Source organism: Centipeda artemidis DSM 19719 (assembly GCF_000426665.1).
Classification (GTDB): Bacteria; Bacillota; Negativicutes; order Selenomonadales; family Selenomonadaceae; genus Centipeda; species Centipeda artemidis.
The window spans coordinates 40,684-53,668 of the sequence record NZ_AUFU01000003.1 but is presented as its reverse complement, the minus strand read 5'-3'; the positions used below and the strand labels follow the sequence as shown (position 1 = coordinate 53,668).

Genomic DNA, 12,985 nt, shown 5'->3' with positions numbered 1-12,985 from the left:
ATGTTGGACTTTATTACGGTCATACTGGCGGCGGGCAAGGGCACGCGCATGAAGTCAAAGCTGCCGAAGGTACTGCATCGTGCGGCGGGAAAATCCATGCTTCAGCATGTCATTGATGCGGCATATGCAGCCGGTGCGCGGCGCAATATTGTCATCACAGGATTTGGCGGCGAGACCGTGCGAAAGGCCATTGGCGACAGCGTTGAGTATGTGGAGCAGCAGCAGCAGCTCGGGACGGGACACGCCGTCTTGCAGGCGAAGGATCTCCTGGCGGGCGAACATGGGACGATCATGGTGCTCTGTGGTGACACACCGCTGCTCACAGCAGAGCTGCTTGCACGCTTCCATGAAGAACACGTGCAGGCGGGGGCAAAGGCGACGGTGCTTACGGCAATCATGCCGAATGCCAAGGGATACGGGCGCATCGTCCGCCGCGAAAACGGCGAGGTGCTGAAAATCGTCGAGCACAAGGACGCTGCGCCCGAAGAGCTTGAGATCCACGAGGTCAACGCAGGCATTTACTGCTTTGATGCCGACGCGCTCTTTTCTGCGCTTGCCAAGGTGACGAACAACAACGCGCAGGGCGAATACTATCTGCCGGATGTGCTCAGCATCCTCCGTGATGCGGGAGAAAAGATCTGGGCGGTCGTTGCCGATAACTACGAGTGCACGCTCGGGATCAATTCTCGCAGCCAGCTTGCCGTGGCGGAGCGGATTCTGCGCAAGCGCAAGGTTGAGGAGTTGATGGCGGACGGGGTGACGATCATTGATCCCAAGACAACCTTTGTCGATGCGGATGTACGCGTCGGCATGGATACAATTATTTATCCCTTCACGCTTCTTGAGGGGGATACGGTGATCGGCGAGGACTGCTGCATCGGACCGCATGTGCGCTTCCAAAACGTCGTCGTTGGGGACGGAGTGAAGGCGCATTATGCTTATGCGCATGATGCGGAGATCGACAGCCGGGCGGATCTTGGGCAATTCACTCATATTCGCCCCAATACGCATATCGGCGAGAATGTCAAGATCGGGAACTTTGTCGAGGTTAAAAACTCTGAAATCGGTGCAGGGGCGAAACTTCCACATCTTTCCTACATCGGTGACTGCGACATGGGGACAGACGTTAATATGGGATGCGGGACGATCACGGTCAACTATGACGGTAAGTCGAAATTCCGCACGGTGATCGGCGACCGCGCCTTCGTCGGCTGCAATTCCAACCTTGTCGCGCCCGTGACGCTTGGAAACGACGCCTATGTTGCAGCCGGCTCCACCATCACGCGCGACGTACCTGCAGGGACGCTTGCAGTGGCGCGTGCACGTCAGAAAGAGATCGAGGGCTGGAAAGACAAGAGAAAATAAGAGCCTCGATCAGTTTTGTGATTCCCGTGAAAAAGCAAGATGAATACACTTCCAAAAGTATTCGGTGCGTGTTATACTGTATGCGGTGTATATAAGAGAGTGCGCATGCAGATTTTAGGAGGAACAGAAAGATGAGTTTTGAAACCGACAACGTTTGCATCCTGACGGGAAATGCGAATCCGAAACTGGCGGCAGATATTGCCGAACGGATTGGCGTTCCGCTCTGTGAGGCTTTCGTCGGGCATTTCAATAATGGCGAGACACAGGTGATGATCGAAGAGAGCATCAGGGGCAAGGATATTTTCATTATTCAGTCCACGAGCTTTCCGGTCAACGACAACCTGATGGAACTCCTCATCTTAACCGACGCGTGCAAGCGCGCTTCCGCACACAGCATCACGGCGGTCGTTCCGTATTACGCATATGCGCGTCAAGATCGCAAGACGCGCGGACGCGAACCTATCTCGGCAAAACTCGTCGCGAACCTCATGACAACTGCGGGCGTGACTCGCGTTGTGACGGTTGATCTCCATGCGGGGCAGATCCAGGGATTTTTCGATATCCCGGTGGATCATTTGGCGGCGGCACCCGTCCTTGCGGGTTATTTCCGCGAGCAGGACTATGAAGACCTGATCGTCGTCTCGCCGGATCTCGGCGGGGTGACGCGTGCGCGCATCATGGCGGATTTTCTTCATGCGCCGATTGCCATCATCGAGAAGCGGCGCCCCGAGCCGGGACGCGCGGAGGTTATGAATCTCATCGGTGCGGTGGAGGGAAAGACGGCACTCCTCATCGACGATATCGTGGACACAGCAGGGTCTCTCTGCGAGGGGGCAAAGGCGCTCAAGGAGCGCGGAGCAAAGCGCGTGCTTGCCGCCTGTTCCCATGCGATTCTCAGCGATCCCGCGGTCGAACGCATCGAAGCGTCTCCGCTGGAAAAACTCGTTATTACGGACTCCATTCCGGTACCGCCGGAGAAGCAGTCCGAAAAACTCGTCACGCTTTCCCTCGCACAGTCGCTTGCAGACGTTATCGTGCGCGTTCAAAGTCATCGATCGGTGAGCCTGCTGTTTAATCATCATTGACCGAGCAAGTTCCCCGTGGAGAGAAAAAGAGGTGTCGTCTCAGGGGACGCCTCTTTTTCATCTAGGTTTTTGTAGGAGAAAACGATGCATGTGCTCATCATAGGAGCGGGACCCGCGGGCGTCTCGGCAGCTCTCTATGCGCGCCGCGGCGGTGCCGATGTCACCGTCATTGCAAAGGAGGTCGGTGCGCTGGGGACGGCGGAGACGATCGAGAACTACTATGGGATCGAGGAACCCGTCTCCGGGCGAGAGCTTGCACGGCGCGGCATCGAGGGAGCTCGCCGTCTCGGAGTCACGTTCGTGACGGACGAAGTGCTGGGGATCACGGGAGACGGTACGTCATTCGCCGTCGAGGGGAAAAGCGAACTCTACACGGGCGATGCCGTTGTCCTTGCAACGGGCGCGACACGCAAGACGCTCTCGATTCCCGGCATCCGCGAGTTTACAGGGCGAGGCGTCAGTTCCTGCGCCGTCTGCGACGCATTCTTCTATCGTGGAAAGACGACCTCTGTCATTGGTGCCGGGGAATACGCGCTGCACGAGGTACAAGTCCTTTTACCTCACGCGGCGCAGGTGCAGCTCCTCACAAACGGGGGAGAGCCGCCCGCCGGTATTCCGCCGGAGGTTACGGTCTATACGGAGCGCATTGCCCGCATTGAGGGAGATCGGCGTGTTGCGCGCGTTGTATTTGCGGACGGGACGGCGGCGGATACCGTGGGCGTATTCCTTGCGATCGGTACAGCGGGGACGGCGGAGCTTGCACGTAAGCTCGGAGTGCTCGTGGAAGACGGCAAAATTGTCGTCAATGCGCAGATGGAGACGAACGTCCCCGGGGTGTATGCGGCAGGCGACTGTACGGGCGGGTTGCTGCAGATTGTCAAAGCCGCTTACGAGGGAGCGCAGGCGGGACTTTCCACCGTACGCTGTATGCACAAGAAGAAATAAGCCGGGATTTGCAGAGATATGGAAAAAGGGGAGGATGGATATGTCGGCGCGAGTAAGGGATGGCTGCCAATTTAGAGAATACATCCAAGCGTTTCCTCTGTGGAATACGCTGACAGAAGAGGAGAAGGAACTCCTTGCCGCACATACGCAGTACGTTCACTATCCAAAAGGAGCGATGGTACATCGCGGCGGATTGGCACGGGTGGCGACCATGCACATTATGTCCGGCAGTCTGCGTGTCTATCTCCTTTCAGAGGAGGGGCGCGAACTCACCCTGTATTTTGTCCGAAAAGGTGATATTACCATTGTCTCCAGTACCTGCGTACTTGAAACGCTGACGGGAGACGTCTATATTGATGCCAATGAGGATACGGAAGTGTTTGTGTCCGATACGGCAGTGGTGCGCCGTATTTTTGAGGCGAATACCGTTGCGCATCTCAGAGCCTATGAGACGGCAGTAACACGGCTTTCCGAGACGCTGTGGAAATTTCAGCAGATGCTCTTTACCTCAGCGGATCGGCGTCTCGCCAAGTTCCTGATCGAAGAATCAGAACGTACGGAGCGCGATGAGGTAAACTTTACCCATGAACAGACGGCGCACTATCTGGGCACTGCGCGTGAGGTCGTCAGCCGACTTATTCGGGAATACGGGCATGAGGGATTGGTTCAGGCGTCGCGCGGGCGGATTCGGATCCTCGACCGAGCTGCGCTCCAAAAGCGTGCGGGCGCTTAAAAATTCCCGTCATTGATTTTGCGGAGGTCTCTATGCTGCATTATGTTCCGGCAGTCATTGCCTTGTTGCTGCTTGTCATTCTGTTTCGCTACCTGCCGGGACGTGTCTTTTTCATCTTTGCTTTCTTAACCGCCATTATGGGAGGCGTGCTGTTTCACACCCAGACGGAAAAGCGTGAAGAGCCGCCGCTTACACAGGAACGTCTTGCCGCGATGAACCGCGATCAGGAGCTCTTCGTGCCGTGGTGGAACGATTATCAGAAGGGAATCGGGGAGCTGGATCGCTGCTGGACGCGCTACCATCAGATCCTTGCTGATGCAAAGAATGGGGAGAGCGACATCAGGGCGACCTATGCGCGTCTCTCCGAGCTTGAACGCGATATGCAGGATCTGCGCGCGCGTATGGACAAGAATGTGCCGCCCGTGACACTTTCGGACGAGATCTATAATCCTGTCGCGAGCATCGTTGTCAAGACGGACGCGTATGTGGCAGCGGAGCAGAAAGCGGTCACGCTGACACGCGCTGCAGTCGATCCTGCGGCAATGCAGGAGAAAAAGCCTGCGGAGCAGGCACGACTGCTCGAACTCGTCATGCTGCGCGAGTCGCCTGTCGCGCTCTTTATTGAGGATGAGATCGGTGCGGTGCGTAAGTATCTTGCGCCTGTTTCTGCCGCGCATCGCGATGAGCGTGTGGAACCGGATGAAACCACGAAAAAGACAAACGATTAGAAAAATATCTCGACAAGCTCCTTTTTTTACGTTATAATACGGCTTGTGCCATACGGCAGCGCGCTCGTAGTCCAGTGGATAGGACGTTAGCCTCCGGAGCTGAAAGCGTGGGTTCGACTCCCGCCGAGCGCACCACTTTTGAATTATTGCCCTGCAAATTTGACGCAGGGCTTTTTTTGTCTGAAAAAGGATTTTAACAGAATGCGAAGAATATTACAGCAAGGGATTTTTTATTTTCGCTAGGAGATGAATGAATGACGCGGAGAGAGGTGCAGGGAGCAACGCTGCGGCCAATGCTCATGCGGACGCTGTATTTGAAAAAGAATACCTTTCGGCAGTTTTTCTACGAGAGTTCGCTCCGCTTCGGTGCGCAGATCGGACGTGATATTGCTGCGCTTAAAGACGAGACGGCATCTATTGTCAATAAGAAGTATATGTTTTCATTCGGAACGGACAGGAGCGGCGCGCAAAGCTTCCTCAAATGGATTGCGGATGAGTTCAACGCAGAGGACGTGTCCCATGAGCAGGAAGAGCGCCTGCGCCGGCTTGTGGCGGAGTATCCGAAGATCCGTGCATACATCCGTGTCGATGCAGATCAGCTCGTTTTTGATCATGAACGATTTGCCGAGGATGTGGTCGCCGGACGCTTCAAAGAGACGATCTTCGGACTGACCTTTGATATTCAAAGTATTATTGAGACGGCGATCAACACCGGATCCGTGGCGCTTGATTTTTCCATTGAGCCATTCAAGAAAGAACTCCTGCTGTGCGACCATGTGCGGGCGAACATCCAGCCCTATCCGGAACGCCTTCTCACCGATATGAGTCTTGGACATTGGGAGCTGTATGAGGAACTGACGGACGACGGACGTGAGGACAGCGTATGTCTGCGCCTGCCGCCGACGGATTTCCTCGTGGCGCGTCCGCCGCAGCTCGACGTGATCATGAACGGAACGTGCGCCATTGACTTCGGCACACGCAGTACGGTTGTCGTCTGCCGCGACCGCGATGCGCGTCTCCTGCGCATCGGCAAGGGAGATTATTCCCATGAGCCGACCATTCAAGACTATGAAAATCCGACGGCAATCGAGTTGATTGATATCGAGAAGTTCAAGATGCTCTACCGTGCGCGCGAAGGGCGTCCCTATACGGAGTGGGCGCAGGTTACTGCGTCGCATCAGGCGGCGGATGCGATCTTCGAGCGTCAGTCTACAGAGGGGATCTCGGTCTACTACTCCGTATTCAGCGAGTTGAAACGCTGGACGCGCGATACGGCGAACTCACCGATCCTCAAAGACCGGCACGGTTACATCCAAGAGGTAAAGCCCTATGCCGAGACACTGCCGCTCGATGCGGGCGGATTTGACCCCATTGAGATCTATGCATATTACCTTGGACTTTACATCAATAATATGCACCGCAGCATCTATCTCGACTATATTCTCTCGTTCCCGGTAGGCTATGAGAAGGACGTGCGCGAGCATATCCGCATGAGTTTTGAGCGTGGACTGAAGAAGACGCTGCCCAAAGCGCTGCTCGACGATACGGAGATGATGCGCCGCTTCCGTGTCTACGACGGGGCAAGCGAACCTGCCGCCTACGCTGTCAGCGCACTCGAGGCGTACGGGCTCGAGCCGAAGAATCCGGGCGAAGAAGTTGCCTACGGTGTTTTTGATTTCGGCGGCGGCACGACAGATTTTGACTTTGGGGTGGAGTATGTGCCGGAGAACCGGCGGCGCAAGTTCATCATCGAGCAGTTCGGCTTTGGCAGCGATATGTATCTCGGCGGCGAGAATATTCTCGAACTGCTTGCCTACGAGGTGTTCAAGGATAACCTTGCAGAGATGCGCAAGCACAAGATTACGTTTGCGCTGCCGCCCGAATGCGAGACGTTCGCAGGGGCGGAGGCGCTCGTACGCGAGACGCGAGACGCGGCATCACATCTCAACAACAAGATCCTCGCCGAGCGGCTGCGTCCGTTCTGGGAGCGCGGCGCCGGCTATGACGAATTTGCGACAGGCGACGGCTTCAAGACGACGCTCACGCTCTTTTCCTCGGAAAAGACCGGGAACGCGGGCAACCGTGCGCAGGTGCATATCGACATCGACGTGCGCAAGCTCGAGCGCACGCTTGAGGATCGGATTCGGCGCGGGGTGGAAAACTTTTTCCAAGCGATGGCAACGGCGTTCAAGGGGCGCACTGTGCGGCAGGTGCACATTTTCCTCGCAGGCAATTCCTGCAAGGCGCCGATGGTACGCAAGCTTTTCGAGGAGTACATTACGAGCCGGATGGAGAGTACCATGCGCGTACCGCAGACGGGCAAGAGCGATGCGAAAGGAAAACAGAGCGCGGATGCGGGAAAATCCGCCGTGCCGCGCAAGGACGATCCGTTCCTGCTCTATCTCCCGCTCGGTATGGAGGATGAGGAGGCCGGAAAAGGAAAGAAGCTGAACGGTGATTTCGACCGCATGCGCACGGGCAAGACCGGCGTTGCGTTCGGGCTCCTGCGCTGCCGCAAAGGCGGTAAGGATATCAAGATCATCAATAAGAATGTGGACGCGCACGACGAGCTTCTGTTTCCGTATTTCCTCGGGAGCCTCAGCGAGCGCGGCTGCTTCCGCGTGGATATCGACGCACGTGTCGACTACGGTACATGGTCGTACTTTACTTATGCAGATGAGGACGAGTTCGAGCTTTACTACACACAGGAACCCCGCGCGCTGCAGGGACATATGAAGGCATCCGAGGTGCGCATGGTGCGATGTATCATCGACGACGACGATGTGAGCGACGACGATGAGGTCGGTGTCTATATCCGTAAAAAATCACCGAATACCATTGAGTACACAGTCGCCTCGGAGAAAGCGCTCGGGGTAAAGAATTATAAAGGGAAAATATACACGGTCCGACTTTAATTGCTTTATGTGCCGGGAGGAGCAGCGTGATGCATCATTTGCCGTTCAAAAACTATATGGAGGACGCCGTCAATCATATGCTGAATCGGCTGGCGCCGCAATATCCGCACATTTGTATGTGCGAGCGCTGCCGTACGGATATGATGATGATCGCGCTGAACAATCTCCCGCCGCGGTATGTCTCGACGCATAAGGCGGACGTTCTGCGGCGCGTTGAGAGCATGGAGATGTCGTACGATGTGGAGGTGCTGACGGAGACCGTGCGCGCGATGCAGATCGTACACGGACAGCCGCATCATAACCGCAACGAGGAAGGGATCTGACCTTATCATAGGAATAGGAACACCCGCTGATAAAAATTTGTCAAGCGGGTGTTTTTTTGGTAGAATAAGAACGACTGCAAAGAAAATCTGTGCGTCGGCGTCCAAGCGGGTGCGGACGCATTTCTTTTGCGGGCTGTTTGTTACCGGGAGAGGATGCTGCTATGTTCGCGAGGATTCGCCGCGATATTCGCGTTATCTTTGAGCGCGACCCTGCCGCGCAGAGTACGCTTGAGGTCGTACTCTGCTATTCGGGGCTGCACGCGATCTGGGCACATCGCCTTGCGCACGCGCTCTATCTGCGCGGCTGGGTGCTCGTACCGCGTTTGATTTCAAATGTCGCTCGCTTTTTGACGGGGATCGAGATTCATCCCGGTGCGACGATCGGCGAGGGTCTTTTCATCGACCACGGCACAGGCATCGTCATCGGCGAGACGGCGGAGATCGGCAGGAACGTCACGCTCTATCAGGGCGTAACGCTAGGCGGCACGGGCAAAGAAAAGGGAAAGCGCCACCCGACGATCGGCAACAATGTCGTCGTCGCCTCAGGCGCTAAGGTGCTGGGCTCGTTTACCGTCGGAGACCATGCGAAGATCGGTGCGGGTTCGGTCGTACTCAGACCCGTGCCCGCCCATGCGACGGTCGTCGGCATCCCGGGACGCATCGTCATGATGAAGGGGCACCGTGTCCGTACGGAGGAAGAGCTCCTTCGCGCACGTGCGCTGTCGGCGGAAGAAGGGGAGAGTGTCGAGGAGATCGCCGCAGAGCTGGACGTCGACCTCGACCACGATATCCTACCCGATCCGATCGCAGAGGGCATCGAGCTGATGCGGCAGGAAATCGAGATCCTCAAAGAACGCCTACATGCCCTTGAGGAAAGATCATAGAGGAGTCCTATCATGCTTACTGTGTATAATACAATGACGCGAAAGAAAGAGGAATTTCATCCGCTGAAGGAGGGCGAAGTCAGCATCTACTGCTGCGGTGTGACGCCGTACAATGATCCGCACATCGGCAATGCGCGCCCCTTTGTCACGTGGGACGTCATTCGCCGCTATCTCGCGCGCAAGGGCTATCGCGTGCGCTACATTCAAAACTTCACCGATGTGGACGATAAGATCATCAATGCTGCGAATCGCGAGGGCGTGACGTGGAAGGAGATCTCGGATCGCTATATCGCAGCGTATTTCACGGCGATGGATGCACTGAACGTGCATCGTGCCGACGTGTTCCCGCGCGTTTCAGAGACGATGGAGGACATCATTCGCATGGTTGGGACTCTGATCGCACGCGGCTATGCCTACGCGACGAGCGAGGGCGACGTTTACTACAGCGTGGAGAAATTCGCGCATTACGGAAGACTGAGCGGGCGCAGCCTCGACGATATGGAGGCGGGCGCGCGGGTCGAGATCAACGAGACGAAGCGTCACCCGATGGACTTTGCCCTGTGGAAAGCGGCAAAGCCGGGCGAACCCGCATGGGACAGCCCGTGGGGGAAGGGACGCCCCGGATGGCACATCGAATGCTCCGCGATGTCGGTGAAGTACCTCGGCGAGGCATTTGACTTTCACGGGGGCGGCAGCGACCTCATCTTCCCGCATCATGAGAACGAGATCGCGCAGGCGGAGCCGTGCATCGACGGACATGAGAAATTTGCACGCTATTGGCTGCACAATGGGTTCATTACGATTGACAACGAAAAGATGTCGAAGTCAAAGAACAACTTCTTTACAGTGAAGGACATCCTCAAGGAGTTCCCGGGAGAAGTGATTCGCTTCTTCATCCTCCAGACACATTACCGCAGCCCGCTTGATTTCAGCGACGAGCGCCTGCGCGAGGCACAGGCGGCGCTCGCGCGCCTTGCCCATACGAAAGAGGTGGTCGACGAGCTCTCGGGACGCGAGGGAACGGCGGATACAGCCGCCGCGCTTGCGGCGCAGGCAAAAGATTTCCTCGAGGCATTCGACGCGGCGATGGACGACGACTTTAACACGGCACTCGCCCTCAGTCAGATGTTCGGGTTGTCCAAGGAAATTAACCGATACCGACAGGAGCTCGAGCACGGCACGGCGTTCGATGCGGCACATTTCGCGGAGGCGGCGGACGCCTACCGTACGATGGCGGAGATCATCGGCATCTTTGAGCAGGAGCCGGCTGCGGCAACCGACGGTCTTGCGGACGGTCTCATGGAGATCATCATCGCTCTCAGGCAAGACGCGCGTGTACAGAAGAACTGGGCGCTTGCCGACCGCATCCGCGACGAACTCAAAGAGCGTGGCGTTGTTCTCGAGGACACCCCGACCGGTGTGCGCTGGAAGAGAGCATGACCGCAGTATGAAATTTGAACGCTTTCAAGAGCTTGTGCATATGATGTTCGCGCCGGATGCTGAGGGGAATATCATCACACGCTACGAGACGGTTGATGCGCGGGAGGTGCATCCGCTCGTGCTCGCCTACGTGGGGGACGCGTATTTTCATCTCTATGTGCGGATGCGGCTGCTTGCCTACGAGCAGGCAAAGGTGCAGATCCTCGATACGTTTAGCGCGCAGATCGTCTCGGCAGTCTGGCAGGCGAAGGCATACCGCGGCATCGAGTCGATGCTCTCGGAGGAGGAGCGGACAATTTACCGCCGGGCGCGCAATACGAAGAGCCATGCGCCGCGCAGCGCGACGGTTGCAGAGTACCACACGAGCACCGGTTTTGAGGCGCTGCTCGGATCGTTCTATATGCGCGGAGAGACGGCACGGCTCGAAGAGATCGCGGAAGCAGCGTTTCAAATCATCGCTAAAGAGATGATGGAACAGATAAGGAACAATCACAATGGAAATTAAACTCATTTCAAAGACGCCAAACTACCTCAGAACCTGCTGGACAGCAGCGCGCACCTGCTACAGTGCGGACTCCCCTATCGAGCTCATCGTACAGGAAAAGACGGACGAAGAGATGCTGCGCCTCATCGACCGCATTATGAAGAGCAAGCACCTGAGCGTCATCGAGCACTGCGCCATGACATTTGCAGTGAAGAACGTCTCGCGCACACTCCTCGCGCAGTACAGCCGCCACCGCATCGGGGTGTCGCTGAGCGTGCAGAGCCAACGCTATGTTTCCGAGCAGTCCGAGAAGCAGCCGGGCGGTCTCTTTGGTCATGTCGTTCCACATACCGTGATGGAAAACGGGGAAGCGCATACACGTTATATGGAGTGCATGAAGGCGATCCAATCGGCGTATGACGATCTGCTCTCGCTCGGCGTTGCTAAACAGGATGCGCGGTTTGTTCTGCCGGGCGGCGCGTGCACGAATTTCGTTACGACGCTCAATCTGCGCTCCTTCATGGACGTCTATGAAAAACGTGTCACGACGCCGGGGGCGCAGTGGGAGATCAAAGAAATGATGCTCCGTATGCGCGATCTCATCGTCGCAGAGGAACCATGGCTCGAAACATATATCCCGCGTGCATAAGCGCCGTGCGGCTGAGAATACATATAGGAACGCTGAGAGGAGCGCGGGCATGAAACAGGAAAACCGGCACATTGAGGAGCATTCGGTCGATCCTCCTGCGGGAATCCTCGCGGGGCGTCATGCGATCACCGAGGCGATCAAGGCGGGGCGCGGAATCAACCGCATTCTCATCGCGGACGGACTGCATGGCAGCGGCGTGCGGGAGCTGCGCGATCTTGCCCGCGCGCATGACATTACGGTCGACATCGTATCGCGCGCAAAGCTTGATGCGGCGGCGCAGGGGGCACGGCACGGTGGGATGCTTGCCTACGCCGCACCCGTCTCCTATGTGCCGGTCGAAGAGATCATCTCTGCGGTACGGGCGCGTGGAGAAGAGCCGTTGCTGCTGCTCCTCGACGGCATCGAAGATCCGCACAACCTCGGCGCCTTGCTGCGGACGGCGGACGCGGCGGGGGTACATGGTATTCTCCTCCCGCGCCGGCACAGTGTCCCGCTCACCGAGACGGTGGCACGCGTCTCCGCAGGTGCGCTCGAATACGTCCCCGTCGCGCACATCGGCAACGTCGCGCAGACCATGCGCGCACTGAAGGAAGAGGGCTTTTGGATCGCGGGGGCGGATATGGCGGGAAGCGATACCTATGACAAGGCGAACCTGACGGGTGCGCTCGTTCTCGTCATCGGCAGCGAGGGACGCGGTATGAGCCGCCTCACGCGCGAGCTCTGCGACTTTACCGTGCGCCTGCCCATGCGCGGGAAGATCAACTCGCTTAATGCGTCCGTCGCAGGGGCGATCCTCATGTACGAGGCGATGCGCCAGCGCACAGCGAAAGACGCGGTGCCGCATGGCTAGGATAAGGGAATGCGAATACTATATCGTCGACGGCTACAATGTCATCAACGCGTGGCCGGAGCTGATCCGGCTGCGCGGCAACCTCGACGAGGCGCGCGACGTGCTCGTTCGCATTCTCGCCGAATACGGTGCATTTGAAAACTACGAAATGACGATTGTCTTTGATGCACTCTTTACTGAAGATGAAGAGCGCGTCATCGAGCTCGGACGACGCCTGCGCGTGATTTACACCGGCGCGGGCGAGACGGCGGACAGCTGCATCGAGCGCCTCGCCTATCGTGCGGTACGCGATGGGCGTGAAGTTCACGTCGTCACCTCCGACGGCGCCGAGCAGAGCGTTATCCTCGGCGCGGGCGCTTACCGCATCCCCTCGCCCGAACTGCGCCGCGCCGTCAAAAAAGCAAAGAAACTGATGAAGGCGGAATACATCGGCACGCATACGCAGCCCGCAGGACGCATCGAGGTGCATGAGCGGCTGGACACCGATACCGTCGCGCGTCTCGAGGAACTGCGCAGAAAGAAATAAACCCGCAGGGAAAGCCGTCACGCTAGAGATAGAAAATACATATGAAAAGATGAGTTGC

The 12,985-nt window shown here is 57.2% G+C and carries 13 protein-coding genes and 1 tRNA gene; all 14 read left to right on the top strand.

Annotated elements, in window-relative coordinates:
* The 14 genes from glmU (at window position 1) to K341_RS0103750 (ending at window position 12,927) form a co-directional block, all read left to right on the top strand.
* Window positions 1-1,365: a bifunctional UDP-N-acetylglucosamine diphosphorylase/glucosamine-1-phosphate N-acetyltransferase GlmU gene (gene glmU, locus K341_RS0103815; RefSeq protein WP_026761909.1), complete on the top strand. Its 1,365-nt coding sequence runs from the start codon at window positions 1-3 to the stop codon at window positions 1,363-1,365.
* Window positions 1,366-1,496: 131 nt separating this feature from the next.
* The gene (locus tag K341_RS0103810) at window positions 1,497-2,450 is read left to right on the top strand and encodes a ribose-phosphate diphosphokinase (RefSeq protein WP_009350086.1); all 954 of its coding nucleotides are present in this window, start codon (window positions 1,497-1,499) and stop codon (window positions 2,448-2,450) included.
* Window positions 2,451-2,534: 84 nt separating this feature from the next.
* Entirely contained in the window at window positions 2,535-3,395 is an 861-nt protein-coding gene (locus K341_RS0103805; RefSeq protein ID WP_026761908.1) for an NAD(P)/FAD-dependent oxidoreductase, read from the top strand.
* Window positions 3,396-3,435: 40 nt separating this feature from the next.
* The gene (locus K341_RS0103800; protein ID WP_026761907.1) at window positions 3,436-4,128 is read left to right on the top strand and encodes a Crp/Fnr family transcriptional regulator; all 693 of its coding nucleotides are present in this window, start codon (window positions 3,436-3,438) and stop codon (window positions 4,126-4,128) included.
* A gap of 32 nt (window positions 4,129-4,160) precedes the next feature.
* A complete protein-coding gene (locus K341_RS0103795; RefSeq protein WP_026761906.1) occupies window positions 4,161-4,856 on the top strand; it encodes a hypothetical protein in 696 nt (231 codons plus the stop codon).
* Between the two features lie 60 nt (window positions 4,857-4,916).
* A tRNA-Arg gene (locus tag K341_RS0103790) sits at window positions 4,917-4,991 on the top strand.
* Window positions 4,992-5,110: 119 nt separating this feature from the next.
* On the top strand, window positions 5,111-7,771 hold the full coding sequence (locus K341_RS0103785; RefSeq protein ID WP_009658208.1) for an acetate and sugar kinases/Hsc70/actin family protein: 2,661 nt from the start codon (window positions 5,111-5,113) through the stop codon (window positions 7,769-7,771).
* 29 nt (window positions 7,772-7,800) lie between these two features.
* Window positions 7,801-8,094: a late competence development ComFB family protein gene (locus K341_RS0103780; protein WP_009658228.1), complete on the top strand. Its 294-nt coding sequence runs from the start codon at window positions 7,801-7,803 to the stop codon at window positions 8,092-8,094.
* Between the two features lie 161 nt (window positions 8,095-8,255).
* Window positions 8,256-8,978: a serine O-acetyltransferase gene (gene cysE / locus K341_RS0103775; RefSeq protein WP_009658224.1), complete on the top strand. Its 723-nt coding sequence runs from the start codon at window positions 8,256-8,258 to the stop codon at window positions 8,976-8,978.
* Between the two features lie 12 nt (window positions 8,979-8,990).
* Complete coding sequence (gene cysS / locus K341_RS0103770; RefSeq protein ID WP_009658234.1) at window positions 8,991-10,418, top strand: cysteine--tRNA ligase; 1,428 nt, start codon at window positions 8,991-8,993, stop codon at window positions 10,416-10,418.
* 7 nt (window positions 10,419-10,425) lie between these two features.
* Complete coding sequence (locus K341_RS0103765) at window positions 10,426-10,923, top strand: Mini-ribonuclease 3 (protein ID WP_009658220.1); 498 nt, start codon at window positions 10,426-10,428, stop codon at window positions 10,921-10,923.
* Window positions 10,913-11,551 carry an FAD-dependent thymidylate synthase gene (gene thyX, locus K341_RS0103760; protein ID WP_009658275.1) on the top strand — a complete coding sequence of 213 codons (639 nt, stop codon included), beginning with the start codon at window positions 10,913-10,915 and terminating at the stop codon, window positions 11,549-11,551. The genes K341_RS0103765 and thyX overlap by 11 nt, the downstream gene beginning before the upstream one ends.
* Before the next feature lie 49 nt (window positions 11,552-11,600).
* Window positions 11,601-12,401, top strand: coding sequence for a 23S rRNA (guanosine(2251)-2'-O)-methyltransferase RlmB (rlmB, locus tag K341_RS0103755; protein ID WP_026761905.1), 801 nt, complete (start codon window positions 11,601-11,603; stop codon window positions 12,399-12,401).
* Complete coding sequence (locus K341_RS0103750) at window positions 12,394-12,927, top strand: NYN domain-containing protein (protein ID WP_009658226.1); 534 nt, start codon at window positions 12,394-12,396, stop codon at window positions 12,925-12,927. Before rlmB ends, K341_RS0103750 begins: the two co-directional genes overlap by 8 nt.
* Window positions 12,928-12,985 lie beyond the last annotated feature (58 nt).

Coding starts and splice junctions, on each gene's coding strand:
- K341_RS0103750 (WP_009658226.1), top strand. CDS start 12,394: ATGGCTAGGATAAGGGAATGCGAATACTATATCGTCGACGGCTACAAT.
- K341_RS0103795 (WP_026761906.1), top strand. CDS start 4,161: ATGCTGCATTATGTTCCGGCAGTCATTGCCTTGTTGCTGCTTGTCATT.
- K341_RS0103765 (WP_009658220.1), top strand. CDS start 10,426: ATGAAATTTGAACGCTTTCAAGAGCTTGTGCATATGATGTTCGCGCCG.
- glmU (WP_026761909.1), top strand. CDS start 1: ATGTTGGACTTTATTACGGTCATACTGGCGGCGGGCAAGGGCACGCGC.
- thyX (WP_009658275.1), top strand. CDS start 10,913: ATGGAAATTAAACTCATTTCAAAGACGCCAAACTACCTCAGAACCTGC.
- K341_RS0103805 (WP_026761908.1), top strand. CDS start 2,535: ATGCATGTGCTCATCATAGGAGCGGGACCCGCGGGCGTCTCGGCAGCT.
- K341_RS0103810 (WP_009350086.1), top strand. CDS start 1,497: ATGAGTTTTGAAACCGACAACGTTTGCATCCTGACGGGAAATGCGAAT.
- cysE (WP_009658224.1), top strand. CDS start 8,256: ATGTTCGCGAGGATTCGCCGCGATATTCGCGTTATCTTTGAGCGCGAC.
- K341_RS0103800 (WP_026761907.1), top strand. CDS start 3,436: ATGTCGGCGCGAGTAAGGGATGGCTGCCAATTTAGAGAATACATCCAA.
- K341_RS0103785 (WP_009658208.1), top strand. CDS start 5,111: ATGACGCGGAGAGAGGTGCAGGGAGCAACGCTGCGGCCAATGCTCATG.
- rlmB (WP_026761905.1), top strand. CDS start 11,601: ATGAAACAGGAAAACCGGCACATTGAGGAGCATTCGGTCGATCCTCCT.
- cysS (WP_009658234.1), top strand. CDS start 8,991: ATGCTTACTGTGTATAATACAATGACGCGAAAGAAAGAGGAATTTCAT.
- K341_RS0103780 (WP_009658228.1), top strand. CDS start 7,801: ATGCATCATTTGCCGTTCAAAAACTATATGGAGGACGCCGTCAATCAT.